The organism is Lacinutrix jangbogonensis (genome assembly GCF_000797445.1).
In the GTDB taxonomy this organism is placed as follows: Bacteria; Bacteroidota; Bacteroidia; order Flavobacteriales; family Flavobacteriaceae; genus Lacinutrix; species Lacinutrix jangbogonensis.
Map to the genome: position 1 here is coordinate 217,569 of NZ_JSWF01000025.1, position 26,301 is coordinate 243,869.

The 26,301-nt window shown below is 33.1% G+C and carries 26 protein-coding genes; 18 read left to right on the plus strand and 8 right to left on the minus strand.

Annotated features, from left to right (window positions below):
* Nucleotides 1-44 precede the first annotated feature (44 nt).
* From RH82_RS07780 to RH82_RS07805, 6 genes are all read left to right on the plus strand, one after another.
* Nucleotides 45-722, plus strand: coding sequence for a ribosome-inactivating family protein (locus RH82_RS07780; RefSeq protein ID WP_162182451.1), 678 nt, complete (start codon nt 45-47; stop codon nt 720-722).
* A gap of 42 nt (nt 723-764) precedes the next feature.
* A complete protein-coding gene (locus RH82_RS07785; RefSeq protein ID WP_316930914.1) occupies nt 765-1,346 on the plus strand; it encodes a contractile injection system tape measure protein in 582 nt (193 codons plus the stop codon).
* A 121-nt stretch (nt 1,347-1,467) separates the two neighbouring features.
* Complete coding sequence (locus RH82_RS17765) at nt 1,468-2,712, plus strand: RICIN domain-containing protein (protein WP_052158258.1); 1,245 nt, start codon at nt 1,468-1,470, stop codon at nt 2,710-2,712.
* Between the two features lie 39 nt (nt 2,713-2,751).
* Nucleotides 2,752-4,551 carry a type VI secretion system tip protein VgrG gene (gene vgrG, locus RH82_RS07795; RefSeq protein ID WP_034059554.1) on the plus strand — a complete coding sequence of 600 codons (1,800 nt, stop codon included), beginning with the start codon at nt 2,752-2,754 and terminating at the stop codon, nt 4,549-4,551.
* A 117-nt stretch (nt 4,552-4,668) separates the two neighbouring features.
* The gene (locus tag RH82_RS07800; protein WP_034059556.1) at nt 4,669-4,968 is read left to right on the plus strand and encodes a PAAR domain-containing protein; all 300 of its coding nucleotides are present in this window, start codon (nt 4,669-4,671) and stop codon (nt 4,966-4,968) included.
* An 83-nt stretch (nt 4,969-5,051) separates the two neighbouring features.
* Nucleotides 5,052-6,302, plus strand: a complete 1,251-nt coding sequence (locus tag RH82_RS07805; protein WP_034059558.1) for a DoxX family protein — start codon at nt 5,052-5,054, stop codon at nt 6,300-6,302.
* 87 nt (nt 6,303-6,389) lie between these two features.
* On the opposite strand, the gene RH82_RS07810 is transcribed toward RH82_RS07805, so the two are convergent.
* Both RH82_RS07810 and RH82_RS07815 read right to left on the minus strand, forming a co-directional pair.
* Entirely contained in the window at nt 6,390-8,597 is a 2,208-nt protein-coding gene (locus RH82_RS07810) for a TonB-dependent receptor (protein ID WP_081979218.1), read from the minus strand.
* A gap of 984 nt (nt 8,598-9,581) precedes the next feature.
* Nucleotides 9,582-10,862 carry an NAD(P)/FAD-dependent oxidoreductase gene (locus RH82_RS07815; RefSeq protein WP_034059560.1) on the minus strand — a complete coding sequence of 427 codons (1,281 nt, stop codon included), beginning with the start codon at nt 10,860-10,862 and terminating at the stop codon, nt 9,582-9,584.
* A gap of 285 nt (nt 10,863-11,147) precedes the next feature.
* On the opposite strand from RH82_RS07815, the gene RH82_RS07820 reads away from it, so the two are divergent.
* From RH82_RS07820 to RH82_RS07835, 4 genes are all read left to right on the plus strand, one after another.
* Nucleotides 11,148-11,831: a lysoplasmalogenase gene (locus tag RH82_RS07820; RefSeq protein ID WP_034059562.1), complete on the plus strand. Its 684-nt coding sequence runs from the start codon at nt 11,148-11,150 to the stop codon at nt 11,829-11,831.
* Between the two features lie 297 nt (nt 11,832-12,128).
* Nucleotides 12,129-12,623 carry an RNA polymerase sigma factor gene (locus tag RH82_RS07825; RefSeq protein WP_034059563.1) on the plus strand — a complete coding sequence of 165 codons (495 nt, stop codon included), beginning with the start codon at nt 12,129-12,131 and terminating at the stop codon, nt 12,621-12,623.
* A gap of 2 nt (nt 12,624-12,625) precedes the next feature.
* Nucleotides 12,626-13,258, plus strand: a complete 633-nt coding sequence (locus tag RH82_RS07830; RefSeq protein ID WP_034059564.1) for a hypothetical protein — start codon at nt 12,626-12,628, stop codon at nt 13,256-13,258.
* Nucleotides 13,259-13,316: 58 nt separating this feature from the next.
* On the plus strand, nt 13,317-13,796 hold the full coding sequence (locus RH82_RS07835; protein WP_034059566.1) for a hypothetical protein: 480 nt from the start codon (nt 13,317-13,319) through the stop codon (nt 13,794-13,796).
* Nucleotides 13,797-14,000: 204 nt separating this feature from the next.
* On the opposite strand, the gene RH82_RS07840 is transcribed toward RH82_RS07835, so the two are convergent.
* The gene (locus RH82_RS07840) at nt 14,001-14,807 is read right to left on the minus strand and encodes a lysophospholipid acyltransferase family protein (RefSeq protein ID WP_034059569.1); all 807 of its coding nucleotides are present in this window, start codon (nt 14,805-14,807) and stop codon (nt 14,001-14,003) included.
* 46 nt (nt 14,808-14,853) lie between these two features.
* Nucleotides 14,854-15,495, minus strand: coding sequence for an NUDIX hydrolase (locus tag RH82_RS07845; protein ID WP_034059571.1), 642 nt, complete (start codon nt 15,493-15,495; stop codon nt 14,854-14,856).
* A gap of 2 nt (nt 15,496-15,497) precedes the next feature.
* On the opposite strand from RH82_RS07845, the gene RH82_RS07850 reads away from it, so the two are divergent.
* Entirely contained in the window at nt 15,498-16,214 is a 717-nt protein-coding gene (locus RH82_RS07850; protein WP_034059573.1) for a peptidylprolyl isomerase, read from the plus strand.
* Between the two features lie 12 nt (nt 16,215-16,226).
* On the opposite strand, the gene RH82_RS07855 is transcribed toward RH82_RS07850, so the two are convergent.
* From RH82_RS07855 to RH82_RS07870, 4 genes are all read right to left on the minus strand, one after another.
* Nucleotides 16,227-17,330: a hypothetical protein gene (locus tag RH82_RS07855; RefSeq protein ID WP_034059575.1), complete on the minus strand. Its 1,104-nt coding sequence runs from the start codon at nt 17,328-17,330 to the stop codon at nt 16,227-16,229.
* Nucleotides 17,331-17,393: 63 nt separating this feature from the next.
* Nucleotides 17,394-18,002 carry a trimeric intracellular cation channel family protein gene (locus tag RH82_RS07860; protein ID WP_034059577.1) on the minus strand — a complete coding sequence of 203 codons (609 nt, stop codon included), beginning with the start codon at nt 18,000-18,002 and terminating at the stop codon, nt 17,394-17,396.
* A 36-nt stretch (nt 18,003-18,038) separates the two neighbouring features.
* On the minus strand, nt 18,039-18,491 hold the full coding sequence (locus RH82_RS07865) for a DUF1569 domain-containing protein (RefSeq protein ID WP_034059579.1): 453 nt from the start codon (nt 18,489-18,491) through the stop codon (nt 18,039-18,041).
* A 157-nt stretch (nt 18,492-18,648) separates the two neighbouring features.
* Complete coding sequence (locus RH82_RS07870) at nt 18,649-19,365, minus strand: RDD family protein (RefSeq protein WP_034059791.1); 717 nt, start codon at nt 19,363-19,365, stop codon at nt 18,649-18,651.
* Between the two features lie 35 nt (nt 19,366-19,400).
* Between RH82_RS07870 and RH82_RS07875 the strand changes: the two genes are divergently transcribed.
* From RH82_RS07875 to RH82_RS07905, 7 genes are all read left to right on the plus strand, one after another.
* Nucleotides 19,401-20,384, plus strand: a complete 984-nt coding sequence (locus RH82_RS07875; RefSeq protein ID WP_034059582.1) for a stage II sporulation protein M — start codon at nt 19,401-19,403, stop codon at nt 20,382-20,384.
* Between the two features lie 23 nt (nt 20,385-20,407).
* Nucleotides 20,408-21,286: a hypothetical protein gene (locus RH82_RS07880; protein ID WP_034059584.1), complete on the plus strand. Its 879-nt coding sequence runs from the start codon at nt 20,408-20,410 to the stop codon at nt 21,284-21,286.
* Nucleotide 21,287: 1 nt separating this feature from the next.
* Nucleotides 21,288-22,022 (plus strand): DUF4129 domain-containing protein, encoded by a 735-nt coding sequence (locus RH82_RS07885; RefSeq protein ID WP_034059586.1) that lies wholly within the window; start codon nt 21,288-21,290, stop codon nt 22,020-22,022.
* A 28-nt stretch (nt 22,023-22,050) separates the two neighbouring features.
* Complete coding sequence (locus tag RH82_RS07890; protein WP_034059588.1) at nt 22,051-23,256, plus strand: DUF4350 domain-containing protein; 1,206 nt, start codon at nt 22,051-22,053, stop codon at nt 23,254-23,256.
* The gene (locus RH82_RS07895) at nt 23,238-24,221 is read left to right on the plus strand and encodes an AAA family ATPase (protein ID WP_034059590.1); all 984 of its coding nucleotides are present in this window, start codon (nt 23,238-23,240) and stop codon (nt 24,219-24,221) included. Before RH82_RS07890 ends, RH82_RS07895 begins: the two co-directional genes overlap by 19 nt.
* Before the next feature lie 79 nt (nt 24,222-24,300).
* The gene (locus RH82_RS07900; RefSeq protein WP_034059592.1) at nt 24,301-25,632 is read left to right on the plus strand and encodes a DUF58 domain-containing protein; all 1,332 of its coding nucleotides are present in this window, start codon (nt 24,301-24,303) and stop codon (nt 25,630-25,632) included.
* 169 nt (nt 25,633-25,801) lie between these two features.
* Nucleotides 25,802-26,221 (plus strand): DUF2141 domain-containing protein, encoded by a 420-nt coding sequence (locus tag RH82_RS07905; protein ID WP_034059593.1) that lies wholly within the window; start codon nt 25,802-25,804, stop codon nt 26,219-26,221.
* The last annotated feature ends 80 nt before the right edge of the window (nt 26,222-26,301 follow it).

The following is a 26,301-nucleotide window of genomic DNA, read 5'->3' on the forward strand; positions in this document are numbered from 1 at the left end:
AAAAAATTAAACCAACACCCAACCAACAAACACAAATCGCAATTATGAACACAATCAAATCATACACCTTACATTTAGAAAAAGACCAATTCTTAACAGATTATAGCACGTTTAGAGCGGCTACTTCTCAAAATTTCACTTACAAAGACAACAACTATCCTGCGGTATTTATGGATAGCAACCAGTATGCGTATTTAAACATCGAATCCAAGAGCAATACACTAACCTTGATTATAAATCTAGAATTTTATTATGTGTATGGCTTTAAGATTAACAATCAATATTTCGCCTATGAAGGCGAAGCTATTAAAGCCTTAACACAAGCTGGTTTTACTATTCCAGAAGCAAATACAATTCCTTATGGAGATGCCTATTATCAAATTGGGTCTTATGCCCAAATTGATGCGGTTTGTCAAGAATCAGTTAGTTTGGAAGCCCTACAAAATTCCATTTCTAGAATTGTAGATTTAACTATTAAATGGACCGATAAAAATGAAGATTTACTACGTGTATTTTGGTGTTTGGTAGAAGGCATTCGTTTTCAAGACATTTCGACTATTATGAATGAACTCATTTCTGGTAATCCATACAATACCACGTTCGCCTATTTCTATTATATGGCCGAACGTTGGGCAGAGTTATCTGTTGGCGCTGCTTATTCTAGTAAAGAGGATAAAAGTATTGCGGTGTATGAATTGCATCGTCTTCAGCCTTCTTCTTAATACATTCTATTTTATAATAACCGACAATACGTTATAAGTGGTATTAAAACAAATGGCAAAAAATGCAACTCAAAAAATAATAAACAGGTTATGGTTACAAATTTATCAGCTTTACCAGGAGCAGGTGTTCGGGTTCCAAATGCTGGAATTGTAATATTAAACAGTTATATCGTTATGCTTCTGGAGCGTTTGGGTTTGATAAAAGCAAATGCTTTTAAATCAAAAGAAGCACAGTTAGAAGCGGTTCACTATTTACAATATGTTGTTACTGGATTATCACAAACAGAAGCCTCACAATTAGTCCTAAACAAGGTGCTTTGTGGACTTCCGCCAAACGCAACAATTAATCCTGGTATTGAAGTTACTAAGGATCAAAAAGAATTAATGGAAGGCTTAATTCAATCTGTTATAAGCTATTGGACTGTTATAGGAGATACTTCTATTGAAGGATTCCGAGGAAATTGGTTGGTAAGAGACGGGATTTTGAGAGAAACCGAAGCCCATTGGGAATTAACCGTAGAAAAAAGAGCGTATGATATTTTATTGCAACACTCACCGTTTTCATTTTCAATACTAAAATTACCATGGATAGAAAAACCATTACATGTGAATTGGTCTTATTAGTAAAAAACTAAATATCATGCTTGGCAAGTTCTAGTTTGCTTGCAATTATTTTCACAGATTTACTATTCCATTTTTATTCACTAAATTACATAGCTATTTAATCTAACACATCACAAAACCTATGTGCCATTCAGTAATAAAAATAAGTCCTATTATTTTAATACTCTGTTTTATTAGCAATCTATCTTTTGCACAAAACACATTCGTTTATAATGGCGGAACCAATTGGCAAGATTCATTTTATAGCATTATTAACGCTACAGACGCTTCAACCTTTAAAACGGTTACTTTCGAAACTGAAAAAACTGCTAAAATGTGGGATAGAGATGCCAATAATAACCAAGGCGCTTGGAGTACTCCAATGTCATGGGTATACACATTAACTTATAACGATGGTATAACTTCGAAAATAAGAGTAAGACAAAGCGATTTTACAAAAAATGAAGCTGGTGTATTGGCTAATAAATATGGCAATAAAATGGGACAATTACCTGCTTGCCTTAGAAAAGGTGTGTCTTTAATTAATATTATGAAAAGTGATGCCTTATTTGGTGGCAATAATTACAACCATTCTATAGATATTACTATTGGTGAGACTTCTAAGTTATACGAAAAAACCGGCAATATGGAAGAAACCTTGTTTCACGAATCTACTCATGCCGCTTTAGATAATTTATACCAAACAGATTGGAAAGCTAATAGAGATAAAGATGCTACATTCATTTCAAAATATGCTGCAGAGAATCCTAATAGAGAAGACATATCTGAGAGTTTTATATTGTATGCTGCATTAAACTATAGACCAGATCGCATAGCTTCGGAAACCAAAAAAATTGAATCCAATATCTCTAATAGAATAGAATATTATAAAAATTTAGAGCTTGATATGTTTCCGTTTACTACTAATAATAAGAATATTGAGAGTCTTGATCTTTTCGATAGCAATGCTTATTATAAATTAACCTGCCAATGGCAAGGCGACGACAAAGCACTGGATATTGTTAACGATGGTAAAAACAACCAACCTCAACTTGCCAAAACAGCAAATGTTACTGGTCAGATGTGGAGAATAGAAAAGACTGAAGAAAATAGTTATACGCTAAGCACAAACTGGCAAGGGCCAAAGAAACTGCTAGATTGTATTCCTGGAACCAATGAAAACCTGCCAATGCTTAATCAAGAAACTGCAGATTTAGGTAGTTCATGGCACATTACTCCTGCTGGAAATGGTTTTTACAGGATTACTAATAGGCGATTAAATGAATGCTCGCTAGATATTATTAATGATGGTGAAAACAATAAACTTCAATTAGCAGAAACAGCAAATGTCTCCGGACAGCTATGGAAAATAACAAAAATTAAGTAAAACAAAACCTATTAATCTCAACCCTAAAAACCAACCAAAATGAGTAGCACAACAATCATCACTAGTGGCGGTTTAGCCACTTTCTCCGTTAAAACCGATGGATCTACTATTCCAGATACTATGGAAGTATTCTCTATTGGAGTTAAAAAAGGCGTTAACAACATTCCTACAGCAAAAATTGTCATTATAGACGGCACACCTGCAACGGGAACCTTTGAAGCCAGTTCGTCTAGTACTTTTGTACCTGGCAACACAGTAACCATTGAAGCGGGTTACGATACTAAAAACGAAGTCATATTTAAAGGCATTATAACCAAACAAAGCCTTCGTGTTGAAGGTGCTCAAGGTTCCTTTTTAACTGTAGAATGTCATGATGAAGCTATAAAAATGAGTGTAGGACGTAAAAGCATGACCTTTTCAAAACAAAAAGACAGCGACATCATGAGTAGCATTATTGGTACTTATTCTGGGTTAAGCGCAGAGATTACCTCAACCACAAGGCTATGGCAAGAACAAGTACAATATTATGCTACAGATTGGGATTTTTTATTGTCCCGAGCCGAAACAAATGGCATGATTGTAACTGCGCTTAATAATAAAGTTTCAGTATTTAAACCAGACGCAGACACTACTCCTGTATTGAAAATTTCTTACGGCGACAATTTATTAGCTTTTAATGCAGAGTTAAATGCGATAACACAATTAGGTACTTCAGAAGCAACTGCTTGGGATTATAAAACACAAAAAATAACAACAGGACAAGCGACAAATAGTTATGCTGGTCCAGGAAATTTATCTTCCAATACACTTTCGGAAGTTGTTGGACTTTCAGATTACCAATTGCAAAGCACAGCACCACTTGAAGCGGCAGACTTAACAACTTGGTCTGAAGCAGCTTTGGTAAAAAGCGCCTATTCTAAAATCCAAGGCGATGTATCGTTTCAAGGAAGCGCACTCGTAGAACCAGGTAAATACATCACATTGGCTGGACTTGGTACTCGTTTTAATGGCGACCATATTATGTCTTCTGTACATCATACTATCGCACATGGAAACTGGACAACAGAAGCATCCGTTGGCTTATCGCCAATTTGGTTTACGCAAGAACCAGATGTTATGGCACCACCAGCTTCAGGATTATTGCCAGGAGCACAAGGCTTGTTTAATGCCACTGTAAAAAAAATGTATGAAGATCCAGACAATCAATTCCGTGTTTTGGTAGACATTCCATTATTCGATGCAAATGGTGAAGGCCTTTGGGCACGTTTAACCAACTTCTACTCTACTGCTGGCGCTGGCGCCTTTTTTATGCCCGAAGTTGGTGATGAAGTTGTGGTAGGATTTTTAAACGAAGATCCGCGTTATCCCATTATTCTAGGCAGTATGTACAGTGCGTCAAAAAACAAACCTGCTGAAGATTTAGAACCCAACGAAAAAAATAGCGTGAAAGCCTTTGTATCTAAATCGGGAATAAACATCGCATTCGATGATGAAAAGAAAATATTAACACTAGAAACACCAGGAAAAAATACAGTTATATTAAGTGATGATAACAAAGACATTACTATTAAGGATCAAAATAGTAATGCAATAGTATTATCGGAAAGTGGTATCACCATTAAAAGTGCTAAAAATATTACGATTGAAGCAACGCAGAACTTAACACTAAAAGGCACTCAAGGTGTTTCTATAGAATCTTCGGGTGGTGATGTTGAAATTAGTGGCATGAATATTAAAAATACTGCCGATATGCAATATTCAGCAGAAGCAGGAGCGACAGCGTCTTTAAAAAGTGGAGCAGAAACCACTATTAAAGGCGCCATGGTTATGATTAATTAAATTAAACACGAAACGAAACAAAAAGACTCCGCGCTTTAGCAGAGTTCGTTCAACTAATAATTTTGAATGCACCCAAACGGGTTTTTCAAAATTGAGTTTCACTAAAAAAAATAAAATATGCCAGCAGCAGCACGATTAACAGATTTTCATGAATGTCCAATGGTAACACCAGCTTTACCTCCAATTCCACATGTTGGAGGACCTATTATTGGTCCAGGAGAACCCACGGTTTTAATTGGTAAATTACCAGCGGCTCGTGTTGGTGATATGTTGGTATGCGTAGGACCACCAGATTCTATTGTAAAAGGATCGGCAACTGTAATGATTGGTGGCATGCCTGCTGCACGTATGGGAGACGAAACTGCACATGGTGGACAAATTATATTGGGAGATTTCTCAGTACAGATTGGAGGTTAATGTAAACAGTATTTAACCCAATGGACTTAAACAAAACAGAACACATGACGTAACAAACCAGCGTATTTAGATACTAATGCAATATGAGACTATTAACACAAGACTATAGAGCAGATTGGCATACGTTAAGTAAAGTACTATTTAGACTCGTGTTTACATACTTTGTACTGTATATACTTTTTACCTTTTTAGGTGGTGTTTTAGAAACACCTTTTCGATGGATTGGTAACGTTGTTTTTGGTATAGACTACGATTACGAAGTCAGTGGAAATGGTAGCGGAGATCATACATTTGCTTACCTTTCTTTATTTGTTTCTGCTCTATCGACTGTTGCAGTCGTTAGTATTTGGAGTCTTTTAGACTCTAAACGTAAAAGCTATAATAAACTCCAGTATTGGTTTTTAGTATTTCTTCGTGTGGTATTAATTGCCGCCATGTTACTTTATGGCTTTGTAAAAGTGTTTAAACTTCAATTTCCATCTGCCTCATTAACACATTTACTCGATCCTTTAGGCGATTTTTCTCCAATGGGATTAGCCTGGACTTACATGGGCTATTCGAAAGGTTTTAATGTATTTGTTGGTGCTTTGGAAGTTTTAGGTGGCTTACTTTTAATTCCTAGACGTACTCAAACATTGGGTTCGTTTATCATTATTGGCGTCATGACGCAAGTGGCTGTAATGAATTTCTGTTTTGATATTCCTGTTAAATTATTTTCGATGCATTTAGTGTTAATGGCATTAGCTATATTTATTACAGACCACAGGTTCCTAAATGTTTTTGTTAAAAATAAGGCTGTCGAAAGTTATCATTATTATCATCCTATTAAAGATCCTCAGTATCATAAAATCATTCTTTGGATTAAATCTATCGTATTATTTCTTTTGATTAGTTTTATCTCTTTTAATTTTTACACAACAGCTAGTCATCGCGGAGAAAATAAAAAAAAGCCATTGCTCTATGGTATTTGGGAAGCTTCAACTTTTATTAAAAATGGAGACACACTCCAACCTTTAGTTACAGACGATTATAGATGGCGTTATCTTATTGTGGACTTTAAAGAGGTCGCGACTATAAAAACAATGAACGATAAAAAACAGCGTTATACATTTATTCCAGATTCTTCGTCGCAAAAAATAAGGCTCCATCAAAAAAATTCTGAATCTGAAGTTTATAATTTTAACTATAAAAATCCAAATTCAGAAGTTCTTGAACTCGAAGGTATTTTAGCCTTAGATACCTTACAGATTATATTCTCGAGAAAAGACCATGAAAAATTTAATTTAAATGCGCGTGGTTTTCATTGGATTAACGAACGGCCTTATAATAAATAAAATACTATACGCCTAAGTTTATAATGAGGTAAACACTTTAAGAGGTTCCTACTTTTTGGTAATAAATTTTGCACAACGCTCATCGCATTATAAATTATCCAATTGGTTATCTGTACCATTCTCACTTATAGTCCAAAAGAAACCTACAAAAAAGAATTGATCTGCAGCTGGTTTTAAAGCACGCCTGGCAAAATTATTATTGATATCTGGCGTGTTTGCATATTGGTAACCATTTACGTTTTTAAAGCCTAACACATTATTTACAGACAAGTATAGAATTTTCTGTGGGCTTAGTAAATACGCCCAATTCAAACTTAAATTATTAAAATTTTTGGTTTTAGAATTTAAAAAACCGCCTGCGTTTGGATTGGTGTATGTTCTACCAGAAGCAAAAGCGTAGCTTAAACCAACTTGACTTTTCCAGTTTTGAATCCAATATTTTCCAACTACAGACAGATTATGTTTATTTGCAAAGTTTGGCTGTGCTGCTTTATTGTAGTTTCTATAATCGCGTTCTGTATCTAAAAAAGAGTAACTCACCCAATAGTCTATATTCTTTAAACTTTTATTATCACGATAAAAGAGATCTAATCCTTTAGCAAAACCATCTCCAGAGTTGTTATAATTGGTATCGAAACCTACAAACTCAGAGTCAAACTTCACTAGATTATTATAGTTTTTAAAGTAGGTTTCTGCTCTAAAAATTCTACCATCATTATTGTATTGATAGTTTAAAATGTAATGTTGCGTTTGTTGTGCTTTTAAGTCCTGCTCGAACTTTAAAATACTACTGTTTGGATTTTGGTAAAAATCGCCATAAGCAAGAGACACTTGACTTCTTCTTCCTGTTTTATATGCCAAAGACAATCTTGGAGATACAGTAGCTTCTTTAAAGAGTTCGCTATATTCTGCACGTAAACCTGCTTTTAAGGCTAATTTTTTAGAGAAAATAATATCGGCTTCAGTAAAAGCGGCTGAGATGTTATTTTTAAATCCGTAATCTATAGCTTGTATAGCGTCGTTTTGGACATTCTCATTAAAATCGGTTGTAAAATATTCTGCACCAAAGTTTAATTTAAAACGGTTGCTAAAACTTTTACGAAGTTTCAGTTTTGCGTGGATTGAGTTTTCGGTATCATCGATAGTATTAGTATCAATATTTATTTTGTTTTTAGCGTAAGTGTAACTAAAACCTGTTTGTAACCTCCATTTGTTCTCTAATTTCGCAGCGTAAGAACCGTTTACATATAGGTTAGAATTGTTTAATTTAAAATATAAACCTTCTGGACTGTTGATGTCTTCTTGAGTTAATTCGAAATTACTTTTATCGAAAGCTGAATATAATTTCAGCATACCGTTGTTGGTTTTATATCTGTAAACAGCTTCTCCAGAAAGGGTTTCAAATGGTTTTTTCCAATCGTTTCTATCTTCAAAAACTGCTAAATATGGCGCTAAATTAATATAAGATGCATTTACACTCAATGAGCTTCGCTCCCACTTTTGAGTGTTACCAAGTGTTGCACCAAGGGTCATAATACCAATATCGGTTTTTTCTTGATCTGGCTCGTCAATAGTACTTAATAGCAATACGCTTGATAATGCTTGTCCATATTCTGCGCTATAACCACCTGTAGAAAAGGTAATGCCGTCAAATAAAAATGGCGAATAGCGTCCACGAGTTGGTGTATTATTTGTGGTTGGTGAATACGGTGTAAACACGCGAATACCATCGATAAAAATTTGGGTTTCTTCGGCTTCACCACCACGTACAAAAAGCCGACCATCTTCGGCAACCGTTGTTGTTCCTGGTAATGTTTGCAAAGCACCAACAAAATCGCCCAATGCACTTGCTGTGGTAACCACATCCATAGACGTTAACGCAGAGACTTTACTATTATCGCCTGCAGAAAAGGTTCCTGCAGAAAGCACAACCGTATCCAACGCGTTTACATCTTCTTGTAAGGTGATTTTTAAGCCTTTTAAAGTCGAAACATCACTTGTTAGGTAAAACGTCTCGAAAGAAATATAAGAGACCGTTAGCGTTTGTGTGCCAGTTTCCTTGGTTGTAAAACTAAAAACACCTGTTACATTAGATGTTGCGCCATCATAAGTTCCATCGAGATAGACATTTGCGCCTTCTACAGGATTGTTTTTAGCATCAGTAACTGTGCCGCTAATTGTTAGTGTTTGCGCAGAAAGCTGAAAGCTTATTAACGTGATTAGGATTGCAATAAAAGAATTACTCACGCCATATTTACTGATTAAGAGTTCGTGATTTTTAAAAGAAAAGTTCATAAGGGTTCGTTTGTTTGATTACTGAAATAAATTCAGCATGAATGATGGCACAAAGGTGCGTTTGTAGTATCGTTTTTAAAACTTATACTTACCGAACTGTAGGATTCGACGGTTGGATTGCTCGATTGTTTGGATTGGCTGGATGAGCTCGACTCATCCGTCATTACAAGAAGAGACGAAGGAACGACGTGGTAATCTCATAATGGATCGTTGGATTATTTATTGGATTGCTGGATTGCTGGATTGCTGGATTATTGGATTAACTCAATTTATTCGTCATTACGAGGAGAGACGAAGGAACGACGTGGTAATCTCTTAATGGATCGTTGGATTATTTATTGGATTGCTGGATTGCTGGATTAACTCGTTTTATTCGTCATTACGAGCAGAGACGAAGGAACGACGTGGTAATCTCTTAATGGATCGTTGGATTATTTATTGGATTGCTGGATAGTTGGATAAGCTCGATTCATTCGTCATTACGAGCAGAGACGAAGGAACGACGTGGTAATATCTTAATGGATCGTTGAATTATTTATTGGATTGCTGGATTGCTGGATTAACTCGATTTATTCGTCATTACAAGGAGAGACGAAGGAACGACGTGGTAATCTCTTAATGGATCGTTGAATTATTTATTGGATTGCTGGATTGCTAGATTGTTGGCTTAACTCGATTTATTCGTCATTACGAGGAGAGACGAAGGAACGACGTGGTAATCTCATAATGGATCGTTGGATTATTTATTGGATTGCTGGATAGTTGGATAAGCTCGATTCATTCGTCATTACGAGCAGAGACGAAGGAACGACGTGGTAATCTCTTGATGTATTAGTTCGATGGTTATATAATAAGGTTGCTCTTTTTGTCATTCCTGCGAAGGCAGGTATCCATTCTAATTAAAGAGAACTTGTGGATTCCTGCCTTCGCAGGAATAATAAAGACGCTTTTTTCTAATGAAAAGGACGCAATGCCAATAGTAATTTACTTTTTTAATTTATTATAAGGTCTAATAATAAGCCTTGCTGCTTTATCGAAATTAATATAATTGTAGGTCCAATTAAAAAATACAATCACACGATTACGAAAACCTACCAAAGACATTAAATGCACAAACATCCATATAAACCATGCAAAGAAGCCTGCGAATTTATAATGTTTTAAATCGACCACTGCTTTGTTTCTACCAATGGTAGCCATAGACCCTTTATCTTTATAAGTAAAGGGTTTTAATGGTTTTTTATTAATAAGTCTTAGTATATTTTTACCTAATAATTTTCCTTGTTGAATTGCTGGTTGCGCCACTTGCGGATGCCCTTTAGGGAACGCTTCGGTCTCCATTAATGCAATATCTCCAATAGCGAAAATAGAATCGTAACCTTCTATTTGGTTATAACTATTGACCTTATAACGATTAGAATGTTCCATTAAAACCTTAGCATCAAGACCTTTTACGGGTCGTCCTGTAACACCAGCGGCCCAAATTAATGTTTCGGACTGCAAAGTGAGATCTGAGTTTGTAAGTACCGTTTTGCCATCATAGTCTTTTACAAAAGTCTTACAGTGCACTTTTACGCCTAATTTTTGTAGAAACTGTTCTGCTTTTTTTGAAGCATGTTCACTCATTGGAGGTAAAACTCTAGCATTACCTTCAAGTAAATGTATTTGCATGGTATTAGCATCTAAATCTTTATAATCTCTAGGTAAAATATGGTTTTTAAGTTCTGCAATTGCTCCTGCTAACTCAACACCTGTTGGGCCTCCTCCAACTATAACAAAATTTAATAGTGCTTCGCGTTCATTTTTGTTATTGCTAACGGCTGCCTGTTCAAAATTTTGTAGAATTAAACTCCTAATATTAAGTGCTTGTGGCACTTTTTTCATGGGCATACTATTGGCTTCAATAGTTTTATTACCAAAGTAATTTGTTTTTGTTCCTGTGGCAAGAATTAAATAATCGAAAGCAAGCACACCTATGTTTGTGTGGATCTCCTTTTTGTGGGCATCTATTTGTTCTACTTCTGCTAAACGAAAAAAGGAATGTTTATGATTTTTTATAATTTTTCTAAGTGGATAAGCGATAGAATCTGGTTCTAATCCTGCTGAAGACACTTGATATAATAAGGGTTGAAACGTATGGTAATTATGTTTATCTATTAATACAACTTGAACATTTTTGTTCGCTAATAATTTAGCCATACTTACGCCTGCAAAACCGCCACCAACAATGACAACTCTGGGTAAATTAGATTCTGGAATATTCATAAAAAATAGCATTAAAATATACTATTCAAAGATAAGCTTTACGACTCATTTTGGCTAGTTATTAATACAAAACAAACAATTAGTTGCCAAAACAAAGAGAGATGAAGGAATGACGTGTTAATCTCTTGATAATTAACTAATTTTTCGGGTTCTAAGATTGCTCTTTTTATCATTCCTGCGAAAGTAGAAATCCACAAACATTCTAGTAACAAAACAGATTACTGTCTTAACAGGAATCGCAAAACGCCATAAAACAACTACTTTTACAGAACCAAAAAACCTATAATGAATCCAACGAAACCTTTCACATTCTATTTAACATTTGCTATTATAGTTTGTTTTGAAACACTCTTTGCCAGCTGGTTAGACTTAGACTGGATCCATTACATTTCTAAACCACTAATTGTTATAAGTCTTACGCTCTATTTTTGGACACATAGCAAGCACCTAAAAACCAATATTAAAACACTTACTGTTTTAGCCTTAGTGTTTTCATTATTTGGCGACGTACTATTACTTTTTGTAAACCAATCACAATATTTTTTTATTTTAGGACTCTTGGCTTTTTTAGTAGCACATGTTATGTATAGTTTTGCCTTTTTAAAACAAAGGAATAAAAGCAAAAAACCGTTTGGTTTTATTGCTTTACTCGTCCTTTATGCTCTAGGATTATTTTGGTTGTTAAAATCTGGATTGAATGCTTTACTAATTCCTGTAATTTTATATATGCTGGTAATATTAGCAATGGCCACTTCAGCATTTTTACGAGAACAAAAAGTTAATACTCAAAGCTATTATTTAGTGTTTTGGGGAGCACTATTTTTTATGATTTCGGACAGTCTTTTGGCGCTTAACAAATTTTATTCACCATTGCCTTTTGCAGATTTCAGTATTATGTTTACCTATGCTTTAGCGCAACTATTAATTGTAACGGGACTAATAAATAAAGGCACTAAAAAAGCACCATAGAGATTGCCTATAGCAAACATTAAAAACACTAAAAATCAATTATTTAAATAGTTTAAATAAAGCTTTAATTTAACTACAAAATCTCGAGATTACGAATGATTTGTGTTAGGGATTGCAGCGGCATCCTTCTTGTACTGAACTAAGTTCAGCATCTTTTAATGAGACGCTAAAACAAGTACAGCATAAAAAAACACAGCATAAAACCTGACCTTAAAGGAACGCCAAAAAAATTAATATTACAATTACTGTAACATATCTTATTTTTGCACTACTTATATAGTAACCTAACCAAAAACATTGAATAAAGAACTCGAACATAGTTTTCTAGAATTACTGGAAAAACACCAGAACATCGTGCACAAAGTCTGTAGATTATATACCAATAACTACGATGCTCATAACGATTTGTTCCAGGAAATCACTATTCAGTTATGGAGAGCGTACCCGAAATTTCGCGGTGATGCGAAATTTAGCACGTGGATGTATAGGGTTGGGTTAAATACGGCTATTACACTGTATCGAAAGTCTAAACGTACTATAAAAACAACCGAGTTTGATGCTGTACAATTTAAAATTAGTGCAGTAGATTATGATGATACCGAAGAACAGCAATTAAAGCTATTATATAGTGCTGTACACCAATTAAATGATATTGAAAAAGCACTTGTTTTCTTGTATTTAGAAGACAAAAACTATAAAGAGATTAGTGAAACAATGGGTATTACAGAAGTAAATGCGAGAGTGAAGATGAATAGAGTGAAAAACAAGTTAAGAACCATATTAAATCCTTAATTATGGATGAATTAGAATTATTAAAAAAACATTGGCAAAGTGATGCAGTTGAGGAAAAGCAATTGAGCTCTCAAGACTTATATCCTATGCTTTGGAAAAAATCGTCTTCGATTGTTAAGACGCTATTTTATATTAGTATTGCAGAATTAATATTTTGGATCGCTATAACATTTCTACCAAAACTATCAGATTCCTATAGAGCTAAAGTAGAAAATACACAAATAGACGAAACCCTGTTAACTGGTTTAACCGTTTTAAGTTTTGCCGTAATTATATTATTTATCTACCTGTTGTATAAGGCTTACAAGAATATTTCGGTTACAGATAATGCAAAGAAACTTATGGAAAGTATTATTGGCACTCGAAAAGTAATACAATACTATGTTGGGTTTAATTTAATTATGGCGTTTCTATCTATGATGTTAGGCTCTTATTATGCTACGCAAACTGACCCTAAATTTGGTGAATTAATGACCAAGTTAGATACAGGTGGTAAAATTGGAGTTGCAGTTGCAATTATTGTTCTTACGGTTATTTTTGTAGGCATTATATGGTTGTTTTACAAACTACTTTATGGTATTTTAATGAAACGTTTAAACCGTAATTACAACGAACTAAAAAAAATGGAAGTTTAATATCAAAAACACTAAAAACAAACCAATAAATTTGTTTTAAAATTCATTTGCTACAATTATGAAAATAGAAGAAACTATAATATTTCTAGAAGGTTTAAAAACCATCAACAGTTCTAAAAAAGAATTAAAAATCTATTCTAGTTTTATTGCTGTGCTTACAGACCTAAAAAATAGAGATTTATCTGATGTAGACCTATTGGCTATTGAAACTGAACTAACGTCTTTAAAGATTAAAGAAAAGGCAAAAGACATTAAAATATTAGGCAAAAAGAAATGCAGCTTTATCGCATTTGTAAAAAAGAAACTCTCTTTAGTTTCTGAAGGACAATATATGAGTACTGGAATGGCTATTGGCATGTCTATTGGTCTATCTCTTGGAATGTCTATTGGTCTTGTTTTTAGCAAAGAAAATGGTATGGTACTAGGAATGAACTTTGGAATGATTGCCGGCATGGCTATTGGTATTGCAATAGGTTCGGCTAAAGATGCTGAAGCAAAAAAAGCTGACAGAGTATTGTGTTCTAAATGTAAAGGTTAGAAAATTATTGCATATAACAAGCTGAAGAGATTCTCACTCTTTTTTTTTTTAAAAAAAAGTTTAGAATGACTGTCATAGTTTCTCCCATTAAAAACAACAGTGGTAACCACAAAAACCAAATTACACTTTACAGTGTGTTTAGCGTAAATACTGAAGACTTAATAAATACTATTTATTGAAAACCCGATTATCGAAGACTAAACACTAACTATCCAACCACTCACGCTGCTTATTCAATACTTCTCTCGCTTCTAATTCTTCTTGTGGAATGACTTTTAAAAATGAAGGATGCTGCTCGATAGCGTATTCTATTTTTTCTACAATACTTGCAATAGATTCGTTTTCGTAATCAATGTCCAACGGAGCTTTAACTTCGAAAGTTTGATACACGTTTTTCTTTTTAATACGCAAACCTTTTTTATCGAAACTACGCCTAAAACCATCAATTACAATGGGTACAACAATAGGTTTGTATTTTTTAATAATGTGCGCAGTTCCTTTACGAATAGGCTTAAAAGGTGTTGTTGTGCCTTGTGGAAATGTAACTACCCAACCATCATTTAACGCAGTGCTTATGGCAGAAATATCACTCATTTTAACCTGTCTGTTTATATTCTCACCCTTACTTCTCCAAGTACGCTCGATACTAATAGAACCTGTATAAGCAAATATTTTTGGCAACAAACCAGATTTCATAGTTTCCTTAGCTGCAACGTAATACATATTTAACTTAGGGTTCCAGAGGTAGCCTACATTCTTAATAGAATCACCTCTATTACTTAAACTCGCATTAAACACATGAAACATAGAAAAGACATCTGCAAAATAGGTTTGGTGATTAGAGATAAAAAGAACGTTAGTCTCTGGTAGGTTTTTAATAATATCTGAACCTTCAATTTGCAGATTATTAAAGCCACGAAAGCGTCTATGAGAAAGCAAACCAAGGATTCTGATGAGCCACTTTTTTAAAAATAATATATGTCCGAAAGGATTTCGTTTAAATAAACCCATAAATTTTTTTATAGTTTTTAGGATTTACAAATGTAGCAAAATACAACTATTTAAAGCTAGCCTTTAACAAGTCTTTCACTTCGCTAAGCATCATTGCTGTTGCTCCCCAAACCAAATGGCCATTTAAATGATAAGCTGGAACGCTAACTTTTAGACCATTAGCAGTCGTTACCATTTTGGAAGTAATGACTTTATCATTTAAAAAATGGTCAAGATTCACCTCTAAAAGCGCTTCGACTTCAGCGTCTTGCTTTAAAAACCCTGGTGTATTTTCTACAATCCCAATAAAAGGTTTAACATAAAAGTTACTTGGCGGAATGTAGAGCTGTGTCAATTCCTTTAATACTTTTATTGTGTTTTGCTTCACTCCTATTTCTTCTTCAGTTTCACGTAAAGCTGCTTGTTTATTCGTTTCGTTAGCTTCCAATTTACCTCCAGGAAACCCTATTTGAGCAGAATGTACACCTTTGTATGTTTTTCTTAAAATAAGAATCATGTGCGTTTCACCCTCTAAATTTGGATAGAACAATGCCATTACTGCACTTTTTTTCGCGTTCTTTATCCTCTCGGGCTGGAGTTTTATTAAGTCGGCTCTAAATGGAGGTGACATTTTAAACTGTGCCTTTTCGGCTGGTAATGGTAAATTTTCTATTTTTACAATAGATTTTAAAAACGATTCAAATTTCATTTATGAGACTACTTATAATACTTAGTATTTTACTATTATTTAATTGTGAAGATAAACAAACTAAGCCTAAAAACGTAGAAAAAACTATCACTAAAACAGACACAATACAACAAGAACTTAAAGAAAAAGTAATAGCCATAGATAGTTCTAAACTAACATTAGAAGAACGTTTCTTGCCATTAAATGATGACAATGCTATGGATTTCTTTGCAGCATACGGCAAACTAAATACCGAGACCAAAGTACGTATTTACACCACGTTTGGAAACATAGACTTAGAGCTTTTTAATAACACACAATACCACAAAGCAAACTTTATTTTTCTAACAAAAAATAAGGCTTTCGATGGCACTCAGTTTCATCGTGTGGTCAAAAACTTTGTGATTCAAGGCGGAAGTAGTGATGATCCCAAAGTTTTAAAAAAACGACGTAAAATAGGGCGTTACCTGTTACCTCCAGATGTAAGACACGGTTACAAACATAAACGCGGTATTATTTCTATACCAAGTGGAGAGATTAAAAACGCTTATAAATTAGCCTCGCCATTTGAGTTTTTTATTACGCAAAGCAATCAGTTTCATTTGGATGGCGAATACACTGCATTTGGTCGTGTTATTAGTGGAATGGATGTGGTAGATAAAATTGCCGAGCAAGAAGTTGATGGAGGCCATTGGCCAACGCATAACATTTATATTGAGAAGGTAGTCGTTTTAAAATAAAGCTACTAAAAACTACTTTTCGGAGTATTGAATCTCTAGGGTATTCGATTTATCTATGATCTTTTCTTCATTTTCAATGACATAAGAATAAACTTCAATAGGATTGTTTAAGCTATCAAAGATATACTCATATTCTAAATCTTCATGCACTAATTCTTCATAATTATTATAGTAATCTCTAGAGACTTGAATAAGGTATCCTTTTTTTGTATACAATACCTTATAATATTCATTTTCATTATTAGATTTCGTAATCTTATGACTAATTATTCTTCCTTTAGCATCATAAGTATAGCTTCCTTTTGTTTCTAACGAAGTCTCCTTTAGCGCATCTTCTTTTCTAAAAACCCATTGCGTTGGATGCTGATAAGCATCAACCTTATCGGCATAATACTCATTAGATAGCATGGTATAGTTTTTTAAGCTACCATCACTATTATACTTATACGTTGCAAAGAATGTGGATGCAATATCTAGATTAACCTCATAGTCTAGATACGTTTCTATTTTGGAAGCTGCCGTATAAGTTACTTTAATATAAGATTGTGTTTCAAATGGTCCATAGATCATGTAACTCTCATCTACAAATCCTTCATCATCGGATTCGTACATACCTTGAGATGCAAAATGTAATCTTTCGCTGAGGTTATTATTTTTATACTGAAATACTAAACTATCAAAATAACCCATTTCTGTGTTACGTTCTTCTTTTAAAACTAATAATCCTTTTTTAAAACGATATTTAATGTTCTCTTTTTCTATAACTGTATCATTTTTAACAGATAACACAGGTATTAAATTTAAATCTACTGCTTCAGTTTCGTCGTACTCCAAATTACTACTGTAGTCTACAATCTCATGCTTAGAATTTAGCTTATAATTATAATACTCTATGTATTCCTCAGTACTATAAGGAGAAACATGCTGTATAAACGTTCGTACTACTGAAGTTATCTTTCCCTTTAGACACAAAGGATTTAAAACTTTATCTCGAACATAAAGTGCCTCAAATTGATTGTGCGGTAAGGTTATTTCTGGTTCATTAATTTTTTGAGCTTGACCTTGAAAACCAATTAAACAGAATAGTATTATTGCAATTACCGTTCGATATAACATACTAATTTTAAGATATTTAATTTATTAATTATTAACTAGTTTCCATAAGATACAGTATTAAATCTAGCCAACGCCTTTATATAAACTTGGCAAGTGTAGCTTAAACTTTACAGCTAAAATACGTATAACAATAACTACTAGTCCAGCAATAACAAATACAAAATCACCTTCTATTGGCAGGCGTTTAATAGTAAAATAAGCTACTCCACCAATAATACAAGCTGTAGCATAAATTTCTTTCCTGAAAATTACAGGAATTTCATTACATAGGATATCACGAATAACACCACCAAAACACGCAGACATTGTTCCTAAAGCAATACAAATAATTGGATGCAATCCAGCCGAAACACCTTTCTCTATTCCTACTACTGTATATAAGCCAATACCAATGGTATCAAATAAAAATAGCGATTTACGTAAATAATCAATTTTCGATTTAAAAATAACAGCCAAAATTGTTGATGCAAAAACGACGTAAACAAAGGTCATATCTTTCATCCAACTTACTGGAGTTTCTCCAATAAGCACATCTCGTAATGTTCCACCTCCAACTGCCGTTACAAAAGCAATAATTAATATTCCAAAACCGTCCATTTTTTTGTTAAGCGCAACTAATACTCCAGAAATGGAGAAGGCTATGGTTCCTAGGATGTCTATGATATAAAACATTAGATTGTTGGATTATTGGATTAAAAAAAACTGTTCTTAAACTCCAAACTGAGTTAAATGATGCTCTAAATGTTTGTAGAATGAGTTGTTCCATTCTGTTGTGGTTAATTTTCCAAAAGAATGAGATCCCTTCCCATTAAAATAGGCTGCTCCCAATTCTTGTGTTTTTAGCACATAAGCTACCAATCGTTTCTTTTCGGTTTCAAATGCTCTGGCATCAGAAATTATAAATTGTGGAGCTGTTCTTCCATTTTTTGGATAAGGGTTTTCATTTACTACTGCTTTTTTAATAAACAGTTTTAATAATGTTCTTACAAAGACATTAGGTTTTGGATGTTTATCTGTATAAACCATTTCGTAAGCAACACAACAATGTGCTAGCATTTGTGAAACAGACATTTTTCCCCAATTTGGTTGAGTAGTAGCCGTTAGATTATCAATTCTATTGATCACTTCTTCTGTAATTTCTTTATTGAAAATGTTTTTCATAATGCTTTTTTTATGTTAAAAATGCTCTCGCATAAACAATTAATATTAGTATACGAAAAAATAAAACCACTTCAATTTTATTTTTAAACAGATATCGAAACATATCGAATATAAGTCATTCACTAACATTGTATTAAAACAAAATGTGGCGCTGTGCTTACATGCTCTGTGTATAATAATTATAATCTTTAATAACCGTATCTAAAAACACTATAGGTTGTTCCACAGGTTCAACGGCCATAACATCTTTCACTTTTATAAATAACTTTAATATTACGTTGTGATTCCCTTTTCGCTTAGCATCGTCATATAAACTCTTAATAGTTTGCATTTCTGCATCTTTAAACAAAGTAACTTGACTGTAAGTTGGCACATAATCTGGTGCTATATCTCTAATGATAGTATCGCGAATAGTAATTTTACGTTTCTCTGATATTACTGTTGTTTTCGCTGCAATATCGCCTAAGCGTTGACCATTTCCTTTCATTAAAATAACGAGTGCTGCCAAACCTCCAGAAGTTATAACTACATCTATAATACGTAAAAGCCAACGCACTAAATAATTAGCAAAACTTGGTTTAGACCCATCTAAACAGACCACTCGCGTTTTCATAGCGCTTTTTCCAATCGTTTTTCCGTTCCAAAACGTTTCTAATAAAACATAGTACAAAAAAGCTGGCAAAGACACCAATAAGTAAATTGCCCAAGAATCTCCTGGATCTAAATCCAAAAGCACTAATAACATAATAACTAAGAAAAGATACAGGTAAATAATGAGTGTATCTATTACATAAGCCCACATTCTATCCGTAATACTCGCTGCATTTTGAACAATAGTAACATTTTGAGCGGTTTCTATTTGAAATTCTTTCATATTTTCTTTTCTTTGAAAGCCTAATAATAAATGACATGCGTGAAGCTGCTTTCGTAAAGCAAAATAAAGATAAATGGTTAACATTTGAAAGCGTTCTTTCAAATAATATGGTAATTTCACCAGACGCATTGTCTAGTTTATACATTGAAATTACTGATCATCTAAGTTATGCGAAAACTTTCTATCCGAATAGTAATACTGAGACTTATTTAAACGGCCTAGCTTCTACTGCTCACCAAAAAATTTATAAGACTAAAAAAGAATCTAAAAACAGATTAATTTCTTTTTTTACATACGAGTTCCCTTTGATGTTTAAGCAACACCATCGCGAGTTATTAGTCGCTTTTCTAGTGTTTACGCTATTTGTTGTAATTGGCGCATTTTCTGCTGCCAACGAAGGTGATTTTGTACGTAGTTTTCTAGGTGATGGTTATGTAAACATGACCATAGATAATATAGAAAAAGGCGATCCAATGGGCGTTTATAAAGAGCAAGGTGAGTTTAATATGTTTTTAGGTATTACGCTTAACAATATTAAAGTAGCACTTATGGCTTTTGCATATGGTATTATGCTTGGTATTGGCTCTCTTTTTATAATGATGCAAAATGGTATTATGCTTGGTGGTTTTCAATATTTCTTTTACGAACAAGGCCTGCTTTGGGAATCTGCCAGAACAATATGGATTCATGGCACCATAGAAATATCTGTAATCATAATTGCTGGTTGCTCTGGCTTAGTTTTGGGAAATGGAATGCTATTTCCCGGAACATACACAAGATTAGAATCTTTTATTAGAGGTGTTAAAAACGGACTTAAAATTTTAGTAAGCACCATTCCGTTTTTTATAATTGCTGGCTTTTTAGAAGGTTTTGTAACAAGACATACCGCAATGCCAGATTGGCTAGCCATTTTAATAATCTCAGGTTCTTTAGCTCTAATCTTATTTTACTACGTGTATTACCCAATTAAAATAAATAAGCAGGAACGCATTAAAGCGCAATTAGATGCAAAAAAATAAAACTAACAACTATTAAATTACAAATGAAAAATTACATAGAATTTAAGAAACAAAGAGAGCTGGGAGAGATTTTTTCAGATACTTTCGCCTTTATTAGAAACGAATATAAACCATTTTCTAAAACCATAATTAATATTGCAGGACCCTATTTAGCATTGTTTTTAATAGGTTTAGTGTTTTACATGTACGTCGTTGGTAATAGTTTTTCGTTAGATCTTCAAAACCCAAATGCTTTCCCTATAGAGAATTTAGCAATGTTTATACTAGCCTATGGTGTGTATATTATTTCTGCTATTCTGGCTTATACTTTTACGGTCTCTACTGCTTTACATTACATTAAATCGTATGTTGACAATCGTGGTAAAACTAATTTTCAAGACATCAAGGATAATGTGAAAAGTTCTTTTTGGGGATTTTTAGGGCTTTCAATTTTAAAAGGAATAACTATAGTAATGGCGATAGTATTATGTTGTTTACCAATACTCTATTTCATGATTCCTATGGCTGTTGTATTTCCTATTTACATATTTGCAAAAAAGAATGCGACTGATGCTTATGGAGATAGTTATAGTTTAATTAAAGACGAAATAGTAATGACCGGCATTACCGTATTTCTCTTTTGGTTGGTTTTAATTATTATTGCTTACAGCTTTCTGTTACCAATAATGATGTATTCATACATAAAAATGGGTGTTTTTTCTGGTGAGTTTGACCCTACTAATATGGGTTCTGTTGTTGACCCTGTTTACATAGGACTAAATGTACTAAGTACCTTTTTTCAGTTTTTACTGAATATAATTTTCATAATTGCTTCTGTATTAATCTACTTCAATCTTAACGAAAAGAAAAACTTCACAGGTACTTTTGAACGTATAGATTCTATAGGAAACACGCAGGAATAATATGCACATATTAAGACTTCTTTTTCTATTGTTTTTTGTCAGTAATATTGGCTTCTCTCAGGATAACACTATCCTTGATGATAACACTGCGCCTTATTACCAAAAACAAGACATTAGTAAAGATGATCTTAAAAAATACAGCAATAAAGACGCTTTTAATTACCAAGAGGAAATAGCAGATGAAGATTCGGCTTGGGCAAAATTTAAACGCTGGGTAAAAAGTATACTGATAAGGTTATTCTCTTTTCTATTTGGCGTAGATGCCGCAACAGGAATTCTATGGTTTATTTTAAGAGTACTGCCCTTTATACTTTTAGGCGTTTTAGTGTTTCTACTCATCCGCTTTTTTCTAAAAGTGAATAGTAGAAATCTAATGTATGGGGAACAGAAAAAGTCGAAAATTTCATTTACAGACGAAGAGCAAATTATTAAAAACGAAGATATAAATGCACTTATAACTGAAGCTGTAAAACAAAAAGACTACAGGTTAGCTATTAGATATTACTATTTACTTGCTATAAAAGAACTCTCAGAAAACAACATAATAGACTGGGAACAACAAAAAACTAACGAAGACTATATTAAAGAGATAAAAGCGAATACTTTGCAAACACAATTCGAAAAAATCACTAGAATCTACGATTATGTTTGGTATGGTGAATTTGAAGTTGATGCTCCAAAATTCGAAAATTTAAAACTAGATTTCATGAACCTAAATAAACAAGTAAAAAACTAATTTGGATAGCAAAGGCAAAATATACATTATGCTAACAGCTTTGGTTGTTGTACTTATTATTGTTTTAGAATATAATAAACCACAAGAGTTAAACTGGTTCCCTAGTTATGCCAAATACCATAAAATTCCTTTTGGGTCTTATGTTTTTCATGAACAATTAGAACGTGCTTTTACAGAAGATAACATCATAGATTTAGAACGTCCTCCTTTTGAAGTTTTGGGTAATGCTGATGAAATTAATGGAACGTATTTCTTTCTTAATGGAGAAGTACAATTCGATAAGTCAGAATTGGATAGATTATTAGAATGGACTGCAAAAGGGAATACACTTGCTATAGCGTCGTCTAGTATTTCAGAAAAGCTTTTAGACACCTTAAGTTTAGAGACTTCAATTATTAGCAATTTCAATAATTTCGATAATATTTTTAATCTTAAGCTTAAAAATAATAGTTTAGAAAACGAAAAAACACACAGTTTTAAAAAAGCAAATTTTCTTAAATATTTTTCAACTATAGACTCTACAAACACGAAAGTTGTTGCTACAATTTCTAATGCTTCAAAAAACGATTCTATTCAAGAAAAACAGCATATAAACGTTATAAAACAGTCCTTTGGAAAAGGAGAAATTATACTAAATTTATTTCCGCAGGCCTATACCAATTATTTCATATTAGAAGATAATAATAAAGATTATACAGCAGGTTTACTCTCTTATTTAAATCCAGAACAACCAATTTATTTTGACACTTATTACAAGTCTGGAAAAAAAATAGCGATGTCTCCTCTTAATGTTTTTCTAAAAACTAAAGCGTTGCGTTGGGCTTATTACATTATGCTCATTGGAGCTTTATTTTATATCATTTTCGATGGCAAACGCAAGCAACGCGCTATTGCTATTATAGACCCTTTAAAAAATCAAACCTTAGATTTTACGCGAACGATTGCAAACATGTATTACGAAAGCGGGAAACACAATGATATAGCGCAACATAAAATACAGCATTTTTTAGAGTATATTAGAACACATTTAAACTTAAACACGAATACCATAGACGACACGTTTCTAAGAAACTTATCTTCTCGAAGTAACAATACAATAGAAGACACCAAAACGTTGTTTACAACAATAAAGGCAGTATCTAACAACACTAAAATAACAAAAGAAGCCTTAGAAAAGCTAAACGCTTCCATAGAAACCTATAAATCCAACAACATATGGAAAACCAAGATTTAGAGTTTAATAACAGAATTCCTTTAGAGGATTTAAAAAATGCTGTAGAAGCGATAAAAGCAGAGCTAGGCAAAGTAATTATTGGGCAACAAGAGTTTATAGAATTATTAATTGTTGCACTTTTAGCAGATGGACACGTGCTTATTGAAGGCGTTCCTGGGATTGCTAAAACAATTACAGCGAAGTTATTTGCAAAGGTATTGAAAACCGATTTTAGCAGAATTCAATTTACGCCAGATTTAATGCCTAGTGATGTACTGGGAACATCTGTGTTAAATATGAAATCTTCAGAGTTTGAATTTCATAAAGGCCCCATTTTCTCCAATGTTGTTTTAATAGATGAAATAAACCGTGCGCCTGCAAAAACACAAGCGGCTTTATTTGAAACTATGGAAGAACGACAAGCCACAGTAGATGGAACAACCTACCCTTTTGAAGCGCCTTTTATGGTTTTAGCAACGCAAAACCCAATAGATCAAGAAGGTACTTACGCTTTACCTGAAGCACAATTAGACCGTTTTATTTTTAAAATAAAAGTAGATTACCCAAGTCTTGAAGACGAAATAAAAATTATACAAACACACCACGAACGTAAAGGACAAAAACCACAAACGTTAATTCAGCCCATTTTAGATGCTAAAGATTTAGCAGATTATAAAGCCAAAATACAATCTGTTTTAGTTGAAGAAAAAATAATAAAATACATCGCAGAGCTAGTTTCTAAAACCAGAAATCATCCGCATTTATATTTAGGCGGTTCACCAAGAGCATCTATTTCAATACTAAATACTTCTAAGGCATTCGCAGCTATAAGCGGAAGAGATTTTGTAATTCCTGAGGATGTAAAGAGAACCTTAAAACCAATTCTAAACCATAGAATTATTTTAACTCCAGAACGTGAAATGGAAGGTATGACCACTGAGAATGTTATTGAAATGATTATGCAATCTGTTGAGGTACCGAGATAACTAATAATTCAAAAAAAAACAATGAAATCCAAGAGTAAATAAACTATTAATTTTTAGTTTTTAACGCTTTACTATAGTTATGAAATTCATTAAATCTCTATACTTACACGATGGCTTTTATGTCTATATGGCAAGTGCTTCGACATGCTTTTTATTATCATATTGGCTTCCAATATTGTATCCAATAGCCTGGATAATAACAACTGTAATAGTGGTATTATTTTTTATGGATTTACTACTGCTCTACCGCTTTAAAGACCCCATTAAGGCAAGACGTTTATTACCTGAAAAGTTTTCGAATAGCGACGAAAATCCTGTTCCCATAACCATTACTAATAGTTATCCTTTTAAAACAGGGATTTCCGTTATAGACGAATTACCAATTCAGTTTCAAAAAAGAGATTTTGATTATAACATAACGCTCCAACCTAACGAAATTCACGATTTTAGTTATAACGTGAGACCCGTAGAACGTGGTGAATATTACTTTGGGTCTCTAAATATCTTTTGCTCATCAGCTTTAAAAATTGTAAAACGAAAATTTAAGTTCCAAAACGAACAAATGGTTGCTGTATATCCTTCATTTATACAAATGCAGAAATACGATTTTCTTGCCATGAGTAATAATTTAACGGAATTTGGATTGAAGAAAATTCGTAGAATTGGTAACACATCAGAATTCGAACAGATCAAAAATTACGTTAAAGGCGATGATTTTAGAACCGTAAATTGGAAAGCCACTGCCAAAACTGGAAAATTAATGGTAAACCAATTTCAAGACGAAAAATCTCAACCCATCTACTCGATTATAGATACAGGTCGTGTTATGAAAATGCCTTTTAATGGTTTAAAATTACTGGACTATGCTATAAACTCTACTTTAGCTTTTAGTAATGTTGCATTAAAAAAACATGATAAAGTTGGGATGCTAACCTTTTCGAAAACAGTAGATTCTTTTTTACCTGCAATACAAAAACTAACCTATCTCAATACAATCTTAGAACGCTTATACAATATAGAAACCCAGTATACAGATAGTGATTATGGTATTTTATATGCGCAAATAAAACGTAAAGTTACACACAGAAGTTTACTTTTATTATATACTAATTTCGAGCATATTAGTGCTCTAAAAAGGCAATTACCATACTTACAAGCCATTTCTAAAAAGCATTTATTAGTTGTAGTACTTTTTGAAAACACAGAGTTAGATGAACTAATCTCCCAAGATGCTGAAGATTTACAAGCTATTTACCATAAAACAATTGCCGAGAAATTCTCATTTGAAAAACGATTAATGGTTAAAGAACTTCAAAAATATGGTATTCAAAGTATTTTAACTGCTCCCGAAAAACTAAGTATTAATACTATAAACAAATATCTAGAAATTAAAGCCAGAGGTTTGTTGTAATTATATAGGTTAACCAAATGCATCTTAGTTTAAGATATCGCTATATAGATGTTTTTATTACTAATTAACAATTGGTCTACTAAAATTGACATTTCGGTTACTTGCATTAGAATGTGCTTTAGTTATGTTGGTTATTTGAACCATCATTAACACTATAACACTTATAATTATGAAAACTATTGCAATTACATTCGCCATTCTTATCTCTTCTATATTTTCTTTTGCGCAAGAGAAAACCAACTACAACATTACAGTTACTGTAAATAACGTTAAAAACGACACTGGAAAAGTGATGTTAACACTTCATACTAAAAACACATTTCTTGTTGCTGATGGCATCCAGAGTATTGAAACAACAATTAAAGAAGGAAAGATTAAAGCCACTTTTAAAGACGTAACTCCGGGAACTTATGCCATTTTAATACTCCATGATGAAAATGAGAACAAAAAAATGGACTTCGACACCAACAAAATGACACTTGAAGATTATGCTATGTCTAACAATCCTTTAAGTTATGGTCCACCGCAATATAGTGATGCAAAATTCGAAGTACTAAACCAAGATTTAGAAATGCAGATTAGATTTTAACAAACCAATCAACCAACACTTATAAATAAACACAGGCGACCAAATGGTCGCCTGTGTTTATTTTATACCATTAAGTTTTA